Source organism: Agrobacterium sp. 33MFTa1.1 (assembly GCF_004328495.1).
Classification (GTDB): domain Bacteria; phylum Pseudomonadota; class Alphaproteobacteria; order Rhizobiales; family Rhizobiaceae; genus Agrobacterium; species Agrobacterium pusense.
In genome coordinates, this window is the sequence record NZ_CP036359.1 from 983771 (window position 1) to 1000000 (window position 16230).

Here is a 16230-nt window from a genome sequence, read left to right on the forward strand (position 1 = left end):
TTGCTTGACTTTGGGTGGGGAGGCGCAGCCCTTCGGGCCGTTTCACGACGCGGGAGTGCTTCCCGGATTTCCGATGCGAAGGTCCGGCTCCGTGCTTGTGGATGTGATGAAGCGGCCATTGGGGAGATCGTTTTCCTCTACCTTCCGGTTGATCTCCCCCTCGCCGAGACCGAAGCTCCGCCAGCGATCCCGCAGCCGCGCACGCAGATCGTCCTCGTCGACATCAACGAAGACAGTGAGATCGAAGATCGGCTTGAGGCGATCCCATGGCGACTGGCCGGCGAGGAGATAATTGCCCTCGCAGACGATGATATCGACGGATTGCGGGATCAGGCGGCCACCGGCGCGGGCGATCTCGATGGCGCGGTCAAAGACGGGGACGGCAACGACATCGTCCTGATTGGCCTTCAGGCGCTCAAGCATATGGCGCAGGCCGTGAACATCGAACGTATCGATGGCGCCCTTGAAGGGCCGGCGGTTCATCTCCTCAAGCACCGCATCGTCATAATGAAAGCCATCCATGGGGAACAGTGCGGCGGACACGCCTTCGCCCGCGTTCAACGCATCGACCACACGCTCGGCGATGGTTGATTTTCCCGATCCGGGGGCACCGGCAATCGCAACCATCACACGCCGGGCCTTTGACCCTTCCAGTCGCTGAAGAGCAAGGCCCACAATCTCGCGGGCATTATCGTCAATAGTGTTCAAGGTACTTGCCCCGATAATGAGTGCTTTCAGAAAATGCGGTACTGGTTTGCCTTGTCGCGCAGGAATGGCAGTCCCTTGTCGAGAACCTCATCGGCGCTGGGCGCAACCGGGCGCCAGGTTGAAATCGCGCCCGCCACCTCCTTGGGCATCGCGGCGAAGCTTTCGAGCGTCAGCACGCCCTTGAAGCCGATGGCTGCGAGCGCTGAGAACACTTCGTCCCACGCAACGTTTCCGCAGCCCGGCGTGCCGCGGTCGCTTTCCGACATATGCATGTATTTCAGATGGTTGCGGGCGGCGATGATGCCATTGGCAATGCCCTTTTCCTCCATATTCATATGGAACGTATCGAGATGGATGAAGACGTTGTCCGCACCGATGCGCTCCACCAGCGCCACCGCCTGTTCGGCGGAGTTGAGCAGATGGTTCTCGTAGCGGTTGACGGTCTCAATGCCGAATTGCAGGCCGTGTGTTTTTGCGTGGCCGGCAGCCCGCGAAAGCGCCCTTGTCAGGTTGTCATATTCACCCTGTGTCGGCGGAAATCCGGTTCGCTCATTGGTGCCGCCGTAGGTGACACCCGTCAGCGCTTCAGCCCCCATATCGGCGGCCTTGCCGAGCGCGGTGTTCAGATAGTCGATTGCCGCATCGGGACGTATGGACGGCCAGGCGGGCTCCGGCAGCACCAGCGAGCAGACGGCGCGCAATCCGTATTTCTCCAGCAGCGTGCGCGTGTGTTTTGCATCGACGGAGGGGATATCGATAAGCGGAATCTCGATGAAATCCTGACCGTAATCCGCAGCAGCGGCGATAGACCGTCTGGCGTTTTCGTGGTCCCATTTCAGAGACCACATCATTGCGTGAACACCGAAGCCTTTCACGTCATACCTTCTTTCTGAGAGATCCGAAGTAGCTGGAGAACAGGCCGCGCGCCGCCATGACGACAATCATCAGGACACCCCAAAGGGCCGTGGCGAGATGCTGGTTGGCGCCGAGAAGATTAAGGCCGGAGGACAGGAGCTGCAGGACGATGAGCGCGACAAAAACGGGAAGCACACGACCGAAACCGCCAAAGGGATTGATGCCGCCGAGAAAGGCCGCGAGCACCGTGATCAGCAGATAGGACTCTCCGTGGCCGACACGGACGGAATTGAAACGGGCAAGCATGATGATGCCGGCGACCGCGCACATCAGACCCGAGAGCGTGTAGACGAGCACCTGGATCTTGCGCGTGTTGAGGCCGGAATAACGCGCGGCTTCGATATTTGAGCCGATCATCAACAGCCCGAAGCCGAGCTTCGTGCGCGTCAGCAGCACATGCCAGAGCGCCACGCAGACGACGAAAATCAGAAGCGGGATCGGCAGACCGAGAAGCGTGCCATGGCCAAGCGGCGCCATGTAGGCGGGAAACCCTGACACGTCACCGCCGCGCGTCAGAAATTCGCCGAGGCCGCGCAGGAAAATCATCATCGACAGCGTCACCAGAATGGGATGCGCGCGGGTATAAGCGATCGCCGCACCCGTCATGGCACCGGCAGCCCCGCCGGTGACAAATGCAGCAAGGCAGGCGAAGAGAAAGGCGCTCGGCGGTGCATCTACGCCGCCATGGGCCTGGAGTACCCAGGCTGCGGCAAGTCCTGAGAGATTGGCCGCGAAGGTGACGGACAGATTGATCCCCCCCGTCAGCAGTGGCAGCAGCATCGCCAGCGTGAGAAGGCCGAGTTCCGGCAGCTGGAAGGCCACCGAACCGAATGTCGCAAGCGAGAGGAAGTTATCCGCGAACGTTCCGAAGATGAGCATGACTGCGATGAAGGCAATCACCGGTCCAGCCATATCGGCACCGAAAATGGCGTTGAATTTCCTGACAAGGCTGCTCATCACTGGGCGCTCCCCTTTCTCGTGGACGTGCGAAGCGCACTCGGCAAAAGCTTGTCGAACCGGGTGGAAGAGAGGGTGATCGCGATCAGAATGATGGCACCGACGATCATCTTGAAGGCAAAGGGTGACACGCCCATGAGGTTAAGACCGTTCTGGGTGATCGACACCATGAGAACGCCGAGCACGCAGCCGATGACAGAGCCTTTGCCGCCGCCAAGCCGCGCACCGCCGAGGACCGTTGCTGCAAGAACATCCAGCTCGCGGCCATAAAGCGCGTTGGGCACCACTTCCTGCGCATAATGCGCCTGCATAAGACCCGCAATGCCCGCCATCAGGCCGAGCCAGCCGAACGAAATGTAATGCATCGCGCCGATATTGATGCCGAAGCGGCGAGCACCTTCCGGGTTGTCGCCGAAGGCGTAAAGTTTGCGCCCAACAGTGGTGCGCGAAATCATGAACCAGGTTGCAATACAGCAGAGGATCATGACCACGACCGGCAGCGTCAGCTCTACCCATGAACCATCAGGCATTTCATGTTCGTAAAATACCACACGCGTGGACAGCCATTCCGGCAGGTCGTAGATCGACACACCCTTGGTGAAGAACATCAGCAACCCGAAGAAGATGTTGAAGGTGGAGATCGTCGCGACGATTGAAATGATGTTGAGCCGCCAGACGAGGAAAGCGTTGACGAAACCGAGACTAAGGCCTACCGCGCCGGCAATGATGAAACCTTCCGCCCAGTTGCCGCCGCCGAGCGCATTGAGCGCCAGCACCGTCACATATTGGACGACGGAAGCGGCGACCGCGAAGGAAATGTCGATACCGCCCGAGATCAGCACCACAAGCAGGCCGACCGCAAAGATGATGTTGACCGCAGAGACATTCAGTACATCGAAGGCGTTTGAGATGGTGAGGAACCGGTCGGTGGCGAAGGACAGTCCCGTGCAAAGCAGCACCATGACCACAAGCAGCGTAAATTCGGTCGTATGTCCGAGGATGAGCCTACGCATAGATGGCGGCCTCCAGTTCAGTCAACGACAGGCGTCGCGGATCATAGGTGGGCGTGAAACCGGCCTTCGACCATGTGGATGACCCTGTCTGTATTGAAATAAACTTCCGGCGGCTCGTCGGAGATCACGATGATCGAGAGACCTTCTGCGGCGAGCTTGCGGACGATTTCGAAGATGCCGGCGCGGGCGCCGACATCGACCCCCACGGTCGGCGCGTCGAGAATGAGGATTTTCGGCCCGATCGCCAGCCACTTGGCGATCGCCACACGCTGCTGGTTGCCGCCCGAAAGCGTTCGGATCGGGTCTTCGGGCAGGCCGATCTTCACCCCGAGCGCAGAAATCCAGCGGGAAACGACATCCGCCTTTTTCGACGGTGAGATCAGGCCGCCGCGCAGCAGCCGGTCGAGCGAGGCCATGACCAGATTGTCGGCAATGGATTGCGGCTGGTTGAGACCAAGCGAAAGCCGGTCCTCGGAAAGATAGGCTACGCCTGCCCGGATCGCATCGCGGTTGGAATGAAAATCCACCTTCTTTCCATCGATGAGGATTTCACCCGATTGCGGCCGATGCATGCCGAACAGCGTCAAAGCCAGTTCCGTGCGGCCGGCTCCCAGTAGGCCCGTTATGCCAAGCGTTTCGCCCCGCCGCAGATCGAACGAAACATCCTCGAACTCGCCGGCACGGCTCAGCCCGCGCACCGAGAGAACGACGGGTTTGTCATCGTGATCGGCGGCAATGACGGCACTGTCGAAATTGCGGCCGGTCATCAGCTCGGTCACCCGTGACTGGGTCATGCCTTCAACGGGAAAGACACCGACAAGCGAGCCATCCCGCAAAACGGTTATGCGGTCTGAAATCTCAAGCACTTCCGCAAGGCGGTGCGAGACGAAGACAACCGCGACACCCGAGGCCGACAGGTTGCGGACGATGTCGATCAGGTAATCCGTTTCCGACTGCGTGAGCGACGCGGTCGGTTCGTCCATGAAAACGAGCCGTGCCTCACCGACCAGCGCGCGGGCAATCGCCACGATCTGACGCTGGGCGATGGGCAGTTCCTTGAGCGGCCTGTCGAGATCGATCTCGACGCCGAGCCGGGCCAACGCCTTTTCGGCAGCCTGCTCGATGGCGCGCTTGTCGACCAGCCCGTATTTTGCATTCACCGCGTACTGGAAGCCGATATTTTCAGCCACCGTCATTTCATCGAACAGCGCCAGATCCTGCCAGATCACCTGAATGCCAAGCGATTGCGCAAGCGTTGGGGTCATTGCGGCTATCGGCTTGCCGTCGAAATAGAGTTCAGCATCACTTTGGGGCGTGTAAACGCCCGTTATGACCTTGATCAGCGTGCTCTTGCCGCAGCCGTTTTCGCCGGCAAGGCAATGCACTTCACCCGGGTTGACCTCGAAAGAAACACCCTTCAGCGCGCGAACACCGCCGAAGGTGACTTTGACATTTTTGAGGGACAGGAGCGGTTCTGCGCTCATGATAACGTAAATCTCCTTCGCCGCGGCAGCATTGCAGACGGGGCGCTCGGCATGTTTTCCAGATGAGGCGTCGCGCGAGTATGAAACCTCGCGCGACGCCCTGGCCTTGGGGAGGATCAGAGGCCCATGGAAACGAGCTTGTCGATGCTTTCCTTGTCGATCTTCAGAAGCTGATCGACGACGATGGTGTTGCCCTCGGGATTGATGGTGCCGAGACCTTCGATATTGTCGCCGGCCTTGGGTGTCTCACCCTTGGCGATGCGATCCGCGAGCGTGATGAAGACCTCACCGGCCTGCTTCGGGTTCCACATGAAGCCGCCCGTCAGCGCCCCCGACTTGATGAGCTTGGCGCCCTGCCCCGGCGAGAACGGGCCGATGACGAAGACCTTGCCATCCTTGCGCCGCTCTTCAACCGCACGCCCGGCTCCGATCGGTCCCTGCGAGCCGAAGGCGAGGAAACCGCTCAGGTCAGCATTGGCGGACATAAGGTCAAGCGCCGTCGAGCGGCTCTTGTCGAGGTCCTCCGCCACGCCGTAGCGATCGCCGACGAGCTTCATGTCAGGGTAGTTCGCCTTGATATAGGCGATGGCGGCATCGGCCCAGGCATTGTGAAGCGGAACGGTGAGAGAACCGACGAACACGGCATAGGAGCCCTTGCCGCCCATCTTCTCCGCCAGCAGCTTGCCATGCGCTTCACCAAAACCCTTGGCGGAGGCGAGTTCGAAATCCCAGTCGGCACCGAGCTGCTTGGGCGATTCGTGGGTAATGACCTTGATACCGGCGGCCTGGGCTTTTTTCAGCACCGGCTCCAGCACCTTGGCATCATTCGGCACGACGCCGATGAAATCGACCTTCTGGGCGATCAGGTCCTCGATGGCGCGGACCTGCAGGGCGGGATCGGCGCTAGTCGGGCCGACCATGAAACCGTCAACGCCGAGCTTCTTGCTCTGCTCCTTGATCCCGGCCTCCATGGCGTTGAACCACGGAATGCCGCCGATCTTGACGACGACGCCCACCTTCGGCCCTTCGGCAAAGGCTGCGGACGAGAGCAGCGCGAGCGACAGACCAACCGCTGCAGCAATAATTTTCTTCATGATGTTCCTCCTCAAAAAACAGGCAAACGAAACCCGCCGCAGCCATTTTTCATCTGGCGCGTTCAAAATTTCTCATCTCGCTTATTCGAGACTCTCCCTTGCCACTCCCACAGCAACCATCTTGCACAATCGATATTGCCAACTTGCACAATCGATGGTGCAATAACCATATCATGAAGCTCCCTTCCGTCAAGGGGACGCCTACTCTAATAATTAGAATCAGTTGGGGAGATCACAATGACGGGCATGAGTTCCAAGAAGGCCACTATATATGACTTGTCGATATTGTCCGGCGCATCAGCGTCGACGGTCAGCGCCGTCCTGAATGGATCATGGCGAAAAAGGCGGATTTCCGAGGAAACGGCCAACAAAATTCTATCGCTCGCCAAGACGCACCGCTACACCGCCAACCTGCAGGCGAGAGGTTTGAGGAGCTCGAAATCCGGACTTATTGGCCTACTGGTCCCGATTTATGACAACCGGTTCTTTTCCTCGATGGCACAAACATTCGAGGGACAGGCACGCAAGCGCGGCCTTTCGCCGATGGTTGTATCGGGGCGGCGCGATCCTGAAGAAGAACGCCGCACGGTGGAGACCCTGATCGCCTATTCGATCGATGCACTCTTCATCGCGGGCGCGACCGATCCCGACGGCGTGCACCAGGTCTGCGCCCGCGCAGCACTGCCGCATGTCAATATTGACCTTCCCGGCAAATTTGTACCCTCGGTCATTTCCGACAACAGACATGGTGCGGAAATATTGACATCGGCAATCCTTGCCCATGCGGAAAAACACGGACCTCTCGGCCCTGACGACGTCATCCTGTTCGGCGGTCATGACGACCACGCCAGCCGCGCCCGTATAGATGGCTTCCACGCCACCAAGGCCGCCTATTTCGGGGTCGATAACGGGGACGATATCGAAATCACCGGCTATTCACCACGCATGACGGAACTCGCTTTCGAACGTTTCTTTGAACGCAAAGGCCGCCTGCCCCGCTGCTTCTTCGTCAATTCATCGATCAATTTCGAAGGATTGCTGCGCTTCATGGGGCGCCATGACGGCGAGGCGTTTGGCGATATCGTTGTCGGCTGTTTTGACTACGACCCCTTCGCATCGTTCCTTCCGTTCCCGGTCTACATGATCAAGCCCGATATAGCGCAAATGCTCAACAAGGGGTTCGAACTTCTGGCAGAGAACCGGACCGAACCCGAAGTCACCATTATCGAACCGACGCTCATTTCGCCGCGAACCGCTCTCGAAGGTCCGCTCGACGACATATGGGACCCCCTGGCATTGCGCCGCATGGCGCGATGAACATGCGTAATGCCACGTGACCTCAACGGTCGGCGCGTCGCGATAGATTTCAATCGGCTGGAGCACTGGAGCGCCATGGCTGACGAATGCACCCTCGGCGACCGCCTGGTGATCGGCGCAAGATGGACGTCGAGGCTGTTTTCATCCACGAGTATCTCCTTTCGCCCCGCAGATCAGTCGGCAACCTCTCGTAAACTCGACAAGATGACCGCCGCTTTCGCATACGGAATCCGACCTGCCGAAAGCCCGACGAAACCGCAGTTCGCTTCAGCGGTCTGGCTTTTCCGGGTGCATTCCACGTCCATACATTCACCGGCGCTGTGGTCTGGGTGTTCCTGATTTCGCTGGCAGAATGTACCTTTGGTCATATCGACTACTATTCTGTCCGGCAGAAAACCATGTTCATCAAGGAGATCTGCATAGGCATCGGTGCGGCGTTGACTGTCGGGCTCATGCGCTGGGTATCGTTTTCGTTCAGCGCCATATTCGTCGCTGTGATCGGCATTCTCTTGACCCTGACATGGTGGCTCCTGATGCGGCGCGAGTTGCGCGCGTTCGACTAGAGGGATGCATATGCATCTGAACCGCAGAAGGAACGTCGAATGAAGTTGGCTACATAATGATCTATGTCGCGGACGAGCCGGTCACGATCGAAATTTATGGAGACGCTTCCAACGATCCGTCTGGCAATTCGATATCGGTTTCCAGTCGCGCTTTCCGATTGATGGATTGATCGATAGAGGCCCGAGCTAATCTTGCCTGCCCTTCGGCCGCATTGACGGTCACGTTCACAAGCTCTGATTCGCAGGCGACCGCGCGCGGCGGGCAGAATTTGATGTTTCAAGTGGCATTTTCGAATACATCTGCCTCACTCTGGGTCGTGAAGGTGAACGTCACCAGTTCGCTGTCATCGTCCTGCCGGAGACCCATGGCAGTTACAATCAAACGCGCGATCTCGTCCTGTGCTTCACTTCCCGAGCGGTACGACCCCACCGCCTTCTCGATGGCGGGGCCGAAAACCTCGCTGATTACACCGAGGCGCATATTGTATTTCATGATGATGTCGCGGTCCTCGATGATCGCTGCCTGTTCGGCCTTTGGGATGCCGGCGTTCTCCATGGCGGTTATCGTTGCGTTCGTCGCGAGCTTGATCGGACCTTCTTCCAGCCAGCGATCAACCATCTGATGGAACTGGCGCATCCGCTCGGCAGGAATTGTTCTCTGTACAGTGATCGACATCCGGATTCCTTTGTCAGCTCTCATGCGAATACACTTTTTGCTTCGCTTCAGCTGCGACGCGAGGCGCTACCCTGATAGTCAAAACACGTCGGGAATTCCAGATGGAGTCCACGCAGAACCGGTTCGTCAGACGGTCGCATCGGGTAAAGCAATCGAGGAGCGTGAAGATGCCTCGCTCTACAAGGAAAACTTCAGGCCTTTCTTCCTACCGCACTCCCACGAGGAAGCTCCGTGAGCTGTTCCTAAACTCAAGACCTGCGTTGATCGTCCTTGAATGCGCCATGGTCTTCGAAGACCCCAATGGCTCCACGCTGTTGCAAGACGTACTGACTTTCAGCAAGTATTTCGCGATACCTCTGGACCTTTGCGGCGCCCATCCTGCGCAAATCGACCCTTGATGGAGGTGCTGACTGGACTGGAAAAACGGCTTCGTTTTCCAGAAGGTCCAGCAGAAGATTACGCATGACCGCGTTTTCCTCTCGCAGCTCCGCCAGTTCGATAACCTTTCCGCTCGATTCAAACCGCCTTGCGATCGCTTTGTCGATTTCGCGTTCGACAAGGAGAGCCTTGGCGGCGAAATACCGACAGGCAAAGAATGTTACCGCGAGCGCGCACAACGCGAAAATAACGTAGATCATTCCGACCTCCAGGTTACCCCTGAAATCGATACTCTGCCGCCGGTTTTCAATACGGATTCGGGCCACTCGACTGAAAAATCACATGCTCCTGAAACCCGCAACTTGTGAATTGCGAAGACGGCCTCACTCCGAGATTGCAACCCTCGGGCGCTCCGCCGTCAGACGCTTCGTGATCTCGTCACCATGAAAGGTAGGTCGCTTTTCTCACAGGATATGCGAAAGGCTCACCATTCTCAAAAACGAAACCCTTGCGATACATGCAACTGCGCACGTGGGCGGAGCCATAGGCACCTGCATAGAAACCCACGTCGCCATATGATGGGTAACGTTCGAAACTGCATCTGTCGAGGGCTGCCTGATAGGCCATCTCCAGTACATGGTTACCCGTCACCGGAACGGTACCGTAAAGATGCAATTGGGTCCGCGCTTCCGCCGCTGCCGCCGTAAAGGTAACGCTTAGAACCACGCTTAAAGCCAGCTTGAGTCTCATGACGCGCCTCCAGAGAAATTATTGTGACGAGCAACGGGGATTTTGCCCTGTTTGTTCCCTCAATCAGAAGTTTCTCCCACATTGTGCTGGCGCGGCTTCCATTATGTCCCGGCCGGAAGTCTATGCCACCTTCCATTCCGCGAAGGTCGACCCAGGCCCGCGGCCACGATTAATGCTGCGTGATAACAACAGAACGTTCCGTAACGTTGGAGGGACAGCCTCTCGAAATCGCTGGAGGCACCATGTTTGGTGCGATTGCCTAGCGAAGGAACCCATCCCGATCGAACTCTCCCCATCCACGAAGGTCGGCCGCACCTTCGTCGACCTTTTGACCCGCCTTTTCTCCCGGTTTCATCTTCTTTTTGAGCGATCGAGCCAGCCGCCTCTGATAGGCGGCTTTCTGTCGTTTCTCTGCCTTCGCCTCAGCGTCCTCCACCCGCCACTCTTCCACGACCCCGCGATCGAGAAGGTCCTCAACCACCTTCGGATCGAAGACATGGAAGGTGATGCGCCGGGCACGGCCGTTCAGCCGCACGGTTCTCGTCCCGGCGCTCTTGAGACGCCCATCCGCGAGCCAGCGATGTCGCTCGCTCGTCTTGATGGCGAGGATGTCCTGTATCTCGCGCGGGATCACCGGAAGAGTTTCGGCTTCCATCATCACGCCGGCCACGGTCCTCGCAGCGGCGTCGAAGGCGTTTTTGTCGCGGGCTGGCATCGCGAGCGTGATCTCGTTGCCCTCCAGGCTGATCGCTTTCTTCAAAGCCGCAGGCAGTCGGGCCTGCATTTCCTGCAGAATGCCTTTCGCTCGCACGGACGATCCCAGCGTCACCGCAGGCGACAACATCCACGTCCTGATCAGTTCGATATCGCTCTTCTCGAGTTTCCGCATCTCTCCTAGATAGTGCCGATCTCCTCTCGTTCAACGAGGTGAACTGTTCGGCGACCGCAGATCCGAACCAGCCTACGATTATCGGAAACGTCCTGCTTAGCGGGGGTATGGCTCTGCGGCCATCGCGATATCAGCGATGATTTGCCCTGTTGTCATAAAGAAGCGCAGCGGCCTCGACCTTATCGCCATTAGCTACTGCCCATGAGCACAGGGCCTCAAACGGTTGCCGCAGAGAATGGCCCAGAGGGGTGATCGCGTATTCTACACCCACCGGCTGGGTCGGCAGGACGGTCCTCGTCACAAGACCGTTCCGCTCAAGCCTCTTTAGAGCATCGGCCAAGGCCTTGTGGGTGATACCGTCGAGACGGCGCTTGATCTCGTTGAAGCGCGAGGGCCTGGGACAAATCACCGTCAGGATCAGGATTGTCCATTTGTCCGCGATCTTGTCGAGCACGGGGCGAACCTGCGCCATGTCTCTAAGGGCGCACTGAGAAAGTGCTTCAAGGTCAGTATACTCGTCCATATCTAGGCTACTTAAGGTGCGTAATTGATACCAGATATCTAATGTATATCATGCAGCGACCATCAATTGAAAGGACTTACGATGGCTCGGATGAGTAACAAGGTTGCCCTGATTGTCGGGGGCGCCAAGGGTATCGGCTTGGCAATTGCAGAGCGGCTTTCGGCCGAAGGAGCGATGGTCTTCATCACCAGTCGCCGAAGCGAAGATGCCAAAAGGGCGGCAACTGCCATCGGTCATGGTGCGGTCGGCATTGTCGCCGATGCCGCGCTCCCCGAAGATATGCGGGAGGCGGTCGAAAAAGTGAGAAGGGAACACGGCCGTATCGACGCGCTGGTCTTGAACGCCGGTCTTTCCGAGCCCGCCCAGATCACGGAGATAACGCCTGAACACTTTGACCGCCACTTCGACGTTAACGTTCGAGGAATGGTCTTCGGCTTCCAGGCGGCTCTGCCGGCGATGAGGGACGGCGGCTCAGTCGTCCTCGTCGGATCAATTGCAGACAGCGGCGGCTATGCTTCCTATGGCACATATGCTGCGACCAAGGCAGCCGTGCGTTCCTATGCACGAACCTGGACTGCAGAACTGGCATCCAAGGGTATACGCGTTAACGTCGTCGCACCGGGCCCAACCGATACGGAAATGATGGCTGCGGTTCAGCCAGACATGCGCGCGGCCATTGTCGCTCCGATCCCGATGGGACGGATGGCGCAACCCGCCGAGGTGGCTGCAGCTGCCTTGTTCCTGTTAAGCGATGAGGCGAGTTACATCGCCGGTGCCGAACTGTGCATCGATGGCGGCTTGCGGCAGGTCTGAGCCAGAATTCGAAACGCTGTACCCGATCTGGAATGACCGGGTACAGCAAACGCTCGACAGAGAAGCGACGGATCGCAATTTCGCTGATTACAGGCCCGCCTCAGCCATCCATAGCGCTGCGTCTGCACCTGCCGGTATGCGCAGTGGCGCAGACGGATCGGTGGCAGCCTTCCAGATCGCTTCCGCGACATCGCGCGCGTGGGTCACAGGGCCCTTGTCGTCCTGAACATTCCTGACGAACTGGTGCAAAAGAGGCGCATAGTCCGCATCGTCCATGCCGCGCAGGTGTGGGCGGGCACTGGCGCCAAAACTCGTTTCCGGCGAACGTCCGGGCAAAACGATGTGGACGCGAACGCCGAAGGGCTCCATTTCAATCGCAAGGGACTCGCTGAGCGCATTCACTGCGGCCTTGCTGGCGCGATAAACCCCGATGACCGGTAGCGGTTTCAGTGTGACCGAGGACGTAACGTTGATAATGACGCCAGCCCGGCGACGACGCATTTGCGGGCCGAGGGCCTGGATCATCGCCAGAGTGCCTATCGTGTTCGTCTGAAAGAGTGCCTGTGCGGTCTGGGATGCAGTCAGTTCGACAGGAGATGGTGCTCCGAACCCGGCGTTATTGACGAGAACATCGATCTGACCCGTTGCCTTCACAAGCTGTGAGATGCTGTCCGGGACGGTGACATCGAGTGCTAGAACACGCAGACGCCGCGACGCTGGGAGTAAGCTTTCGTCGGGCGTTCTCATCGTGGCGATCACGTCCCAGCCTTTTTCAAGGAACAGTTTTGCAGTTTCCAGGCCAAAGCCCGAGGAACAACCGGTTATCAGAACTGCGGGCATTATTTTCTCCATAAGTGGCTGTGTCATTATGGTAGCGACCCGAAGGGAGACTTTATATGTTCCAGGCTCCTCATTTCTTTAGTAATAGTCCTGGATATGACAACAGACCCGCTCACCGAGATCGTCACACTCCTGCAACCCGCCGCCCGGGCTTCGAAACTGGTGGAGTGCGCCGGTGCATGGCGTATACGTCGTGACGGCACAGGCGAGCCGTTTTATTGTGCCATCCTGGAAGGGCAATGCCGGGTCACTTTCGGTGGCCGACAAACGTTTATCCTGCAGGCCGGAGACTTCATTCTCGCGCCTGCCATGCGCGATCTCGTCAATGAAAGCTCCAACGCCACAGCCGACTTGCCGGCAACGGTCCCGACAAAGATCAATGAGGGACATTTTCGTGTGGGACCACATGACGGCCCACCCGCGCTACGAATGCGTATCGGACATTGCAGCTTCGGCACGCCGGATGCGGCCCTGCTCGTTTCTTTGTTGCCGGACGTGATTCTGGTTCGCGACAAACCCCGGCTTGCGACGTTGATGCAGTTGATCGACGAGGAGACGCAGGAACGGCGCGCAGCGCGCGAACCGGTTCTGGAACGACTTATCGAGGTGCTGTTGATCGAGGCACTACGGTCCTCAACCGACACCAATTCTGCACAGGGCCTCGGCAGAGGGCTTGGTGATGAGCGCCTTTCGGCGGCACTTCGGGCTATGCATGACCGTCCCGGCCATCCCTGGACCGTCGTTGATCTCGCTAAAGAGGCGGCGCTCTCCCGTTCGGCATTTTTTGCGCGCTTCAACCGAATAGTCGGGGTTGCGCCGATGGAATACCTGCTGACATGGCGTATGGCATTGGCAAGGCAGTTCTTGCGGAGTGGTGATCTCGCAATCGACGATGTAGCCGAGCGGGTGGGATATGGATCAGCAAGTACGTTCAGCGTGGCTTTTGCCCGACGCACCGGCATCCCTCCTGCTCGATACGCCCGTATGGCCGCACAGAACGGCGAGGCAGGAAACAACCGATTGCTACGGCCACTGACAGAATTATAACAATGCAGTTGGCCTATCGACAATACGCCCGACCAGCGCTTTCAAACTGGCGCAGCGATTCCAACGATGATCGACTAAACTCTGGACTCCGGTGGCTGACATCCGCCGAGTTCTTCGCTCAGACAATCAACCCGCGACGTGACGTGATGAGGTGCTGCGATAATGGATCCGCACCTCAACCCGCCGTTACCGTCCAGAATACAGCAACCCAAACCGCTGGAGCGAACTCAAAACTGGACAAAGTCTGGGGACAGGGTCAAAGGTCATGGAGGTTAAGAGATCGACACGCAACAGAAACACAAAAAGCTCCTCGACGCTGACGCGGAGGAGCTTTGTTAAGACGAGAATTTTGCCTTCTTGATCGTAGCTGTTTAGCGCGCTGGATCGTAGTTTTTTTGGCTATTGTGGGATACTGTAGCGTAGGGTTTTGGTTGCGGGGGCAGGATTTGAACCTGCGGCCTTCAGGTTATGAGCCTGACGAGCTACCGGGCTGCTCCACCCCGCGTCCAGCGCATTCGGCAAGGCCGAATGTCGCGGTTACGTCGTTGCTTTAGCGACGACGGATCTTTGCCGGAGTAAATTGCGGAGCAATTTATCTCCTGTAAGGGACGCACTTGGCGTTTTCCTTAAGTTTTGTCTTAAACTGCAAAAGGCCGCTTTTGGCGGCCCTTTTTTTTCGGCTGGGCCGAGGGATGTGATGAGAAGATTTTGATGCGTTTTGCAGACCTGGCAGCGACCTACTCTCCCGCGTCTTGAGACGAAGTACCATTGGCGCTGGGGCGTTTCACGGCCGTGTTCGGAATGGGAACGGGTGCAGCCGCCCCGCGATAACCACCAGGTCGGCAAAACGCAACATTGTTCATGTTTTCACATGAACGTTGTTTTCGAGAAGCTGGAGAGCTCAAGGCTCTATTTAATTTACACGTCGTTTCTGTGACTTATCCGTATGTTGCCTTGCTCGAGGTCGAGCGTGGCGCCCATACAGGGCGCTAGTCCGTCGCCAATCGTTTGGCGCGCCGTCTGCAGCGTAGTGGCCGAAGGCCACGTCAGCGTGAAGACAGAACAGATCATCAAGCTTCGCTTGATGAGCATGAACAATGGGAACGAAGAAGTCGATCGAGCTATTAGTAACGGTAAGCTTCACACATTGCTGTGCTTCCACACCCGTCCTATCAACGTGGTCGTCTTCCACGGCTCTGATAGGGAACACTCGTTTTCAGGTTGGTTTCCCGCTTAGATGCCTTCAGCGGTTATCCATTCCGTATATAGCTACTCTGCTATGCCCTTGGCAGGACAACAGATCCACCAGAGATACGTCCATCCCGGTCCTCTCGTACTAGGGACAGATCCTGTCAATATTCCTACACCCACGGCAGATAGGGACCGAACTGTCTCACGACGTTCTGAACCCAACTCACGTACCGCTTTAAATGGCGAACAGCCATACCCTTGGGACCTGCTCCAGCCCCAGGATGCGATGAGTCGACATCGAGGTGCCAAACAACCCCGTCGATATGGACTCTTGGGGGTCATCAGCCTGTTATCCCCGGCGTACCTTTTATCCGTTGAGCGATGGCCCTTCCACACGGGACCACCGGATCACTATGACCGACTTTCGTCTCTGCTCGACTTGTCAGTCTCGCAGTCAGGCTAGCTTATGCCATTGCACTCGACGACCGATTTCCGACCGGTCTGAGCTAACCATCGCGCGCCTCCGTTACTCTTTCGGAGGCGACCGCCCCAGTCAAACTACCCACCATACACTGTCCCGGATCCGGATAACGGACCGCGGTTAGACATCCACGAAGATAAGGGTGGTATTTCAAGGATGGCTCCACAGAAACTGGCGTCCCTGCTTCAAAGCCTACCACCTATCCTACACATGCCTTGGCGAATGCCAGTGTAAAGCTATAGTAAAGGTGCACGGGGTCTTTCCGTCTGACCGCAGGAACCCCGCATCTTCACGGGGAATTCAATTTCACTGAGTCTATGTTGGAGACAGCGGGGAAGTCGTTACGCCATTCGTGCAGGTCGGAACTTACCCGACAAGGAATTTCGCTACCTTAGGACCGTTATAGTTACGGCCGCCGTTTACTGGGGCTTCAGTTCAGAGCTTGCACCCCTCCCTTTAACCTTCCAGCACCGGGCAGGCGTCAGACCCTATACGTCGTATTGCTACTTCGCAGAGCCCTGTGTTTTTGATAAACAGTCGCTACCCCCTGGTCTGTGCCACCCCATCATACTTGCGTACAAAAGGGTCACG

General features: G+C 57.7%; 15 protein-coding genes, 1 tRNA gene, 2 rRNA genes and 2 pseudogenes (1 of these 20 running past the window's edge). 5 read left to right on the top strand and 15 right to left on the bottom strand.

Annotated features, from left to right (window positions below; all coding sequences use genetic code 11):
* Positions 1-42 precede the first annotated feature (42 nt).
* The 6 genes and pseudogenes from EYD00_RS18350 to EYD00_RS18375 form a co-directional block, all read right to left on the bottom strand.
* Positions 43-708 carry a nucleoside triphosphate hydrolase gene (locus EYD00_RS18350; RefSeq protein ID WP_022563245.1) on the bottom strand — a complete coding sequence of 222 codons (666 nt, stop codon included), beginning with the start codon at positions 706-708 and terminating at the stop codon, positions 43-45.
* 26 nt (positions 709-734) lie between these two features.
* A complete protein-coding gene (locus EYD00_RS18355; protein ID WP_022563246.1) occupies positions 735-1583 on the bottom strand; it encodes a sugar phosphate isomerase/epimerase family protein in 849 nt (282 codons plus the stop codon).
* Position 1584: 1 nt separating this feature from the next.
* Entirely contained in the window at positions 1585-2580 is a 996-nt protein-coding gene (locus EYD00_RS18360; protein ID WP_022563247.1) for an ABC transporter permease, read from the bottom strand.
* Entirely contained in the window at positions 2580-3593 is a 1014-nt protein-coding gene (locus EYD00_RS18365) for an ABC transporter permease (protein WP_006697919.1), read from the bottom strand. The genes EYD00_RS18360 and EYD00_RS18365 overlap by 1 nt, the downstream gene beginning before the upstream one ends.
* Positions 3586-5077, bottom strand: a pseudogene (locus EYD00_RS18370) (sugar ABC transporter ATP-binding protein). Before EYD00_RS18370 ends, EYD00_RS18365 begins: the two are co-directional and overlap by 8 nt.
* Positions 5078-5193: 116 nt before the next feature.
* Complete coding sequence (locus tag EYD00_RS18375; protein ID WP_003521644.1) at positions 5194-6171, bottom strand: substrate-binding domain-containing protein; 978 nt, start codon at positions 6169-6171, stop codon at positions 5194-5196.
* A 237-nt stretch (positions 6172-6408) separates the two neighbouring features.
* On the opposite strand from EYD00_RS18375, the gene EYD00_RS18380 reads away from it, so the two are divergent.
* Both EYD00_RS18380 and EYD00_RS18385 read left to right on the top strand, forming a co-directional pair.
* Positions 6409-7488, top strand: coding sequence for a LacI family DNA-binding transcriptional regulator (locus EYD00_RS18380; RefSeq protein ID WP_022563250.1), 1080 nt, complete (start codon positions 6409-6411; stop codon positions 7486-7488).
* A 329-nt stretch (positions 7489-7817) separates the two neighbouring features.
* Positions 7818-8051, top strand: coding sequence for a hypothetical protein (locus EYD00_RS18385; protein ID WP_113361556.1), 234 nt, complete (start codon positions 7818-7820; stop codon positions 8049-8051).
* 277 nt (positions 8052-8328) lie between these two features.
* On the opposite strand, the gene EYD00_RS18390 is transcribed toward EYD00_RS18385, so the two are convergent.
* The 5 genes from EYD00_RS18390 to EYD00_RS18410 form a co-directional block, all read right to left on the bottom strand.
* A complete protein-coding gene (locus EYD00_RS18390) occupies positions 8329-8727 on the bottom strand; it encodes a hypothetical protein (protein ID WP_022563252.1) in 399 nt (132 codons plus the stop codon).
* Between the two features lie 248 nt (positions 8728-8975).
* Positions 8976-9365 (bottom strand): hypothetical protein, encoded by a 390-nt coding sequence (locus tag EYD00_RS18395; protein ID WP_022563254.1) that lies wholly within the window; start codon positions 9363-9365, stop codon positions 8976-8978.
* Between the two features lie 178 nt (positions 9366-9543).
* Entirely contained in the window at positions 9544-9855 is a 312-nt protein-coding gene (locus tag EYD00_RS18400; RefSeq protein WP_022563255.1) for a hypothetical protein, read from the bottom strand.
* Positions 9856-10114: 259 nt separating this feature from the next.
* Positions 10115-10744, bottom strand: coding sequence for a hypothetical protein (locus tag EYD00_RS18405; protein WP_022563257.1), 630 nt, complete (start codon positions 10742-10744; stop codon positions 10115-10117).
* Positions 10745-10874: 130 nt separating this feature from the next.
* The gene (locus EYD00_RS18410; RefSeq protein ID WP_022563258.1) at positions 10875-11267 is read right to left on the bottom strand and encodes a winged helix-turn-helix transcriptional regulator; all 393 of its coding nucleotides are present in this window, start codon (positions 11265-11267) and stop codon (positions 10875-10877) included.
* A gap of 81 nt (positions 11268-11348) precedes the next feature.
* On the opposite strand from EYD00_RS18410, the gene EYD00_RS18415 reads away from it, so the two are divergent.
* Positions 11349-12080: an SDR family NAD(P)-dependent oxidoreductase gene (locus EYD00_RS18415; RefSeq protein WP_022563259.1), complete on the top strand. Its 732-nt coding sequence runs from the start codon at positions 11349-11351 to the stop codon at positions 12078-12080.
* Positions 12081-12167: 87 nt separating this feature from the next.
* Here the strand turns inward: EYD00_RS18415 and EYD00_RS18420 are convergent, their stop codons facing one another.
* Positions 12168-12920, bottom strand: a complete 753-nt coding sequence (locus EYD00_RS18420) for an SDR family oxidoreductase (RefSeq protein ID WP_034497529.1) — start codon at positions 12918-12920, stop codon at positions 12168-12170.
* A 96-nt stretch (positions 12921-13016) separates the two neighbouring features.
* On the opposite strand from EYD00_RS18420, the gene EYD00_RS18425 reads away from it, so the two are divergent.
* Together EYD00_RS18425 and EYD00_RS18430 are read left to right on the top strand one after the other, a co-directional pair.
* Entirely contained in the window at positions 13017-13967 is a 951-nt protein-coding gene (locus EYD00_RS18425; protein WP_022563261.1) for an AraC family transcriptional regulator, read from the top strand.
* A 23-nt stretch (positions 13968-13990) separates the two neighbouring features.
* Positions 13991-14205 (top strand): annotated as a pseudogene (locus tag EYD00_RS18430) (IS3 family transposase); the annotation flags it as partial.
* A gap of 190 nt (positions 14206-14395) precedes the next feature.
* Here the strand turns inward: EYD00_RS18430 and EYD00_RS18435 are convergent.
* The 3 genes from EYD00_RS18435 to EYD00_RS18445 all read right to left on the bottom strand — a co-directional run.
* A tRNA-Met gene (locus EYD00_RS18435) sits at positions 14396-14472 on the bottom strand.
* 219 nt (positions 14473-14691) lie between these two features.
* Positions 14692-14806, bottom strand: a 5S ribosomal RNA gene (gene rrf, locus EYD00_RS18440).
* A 264-nt stretch (positions 14807-15070) separates the two neighbouring features.
* Positions 15071-16230 (bottom strand): 23S ribosomal RNA (locus tag EYD00_RS18445); it runs 1639 nt beyond the window's last position.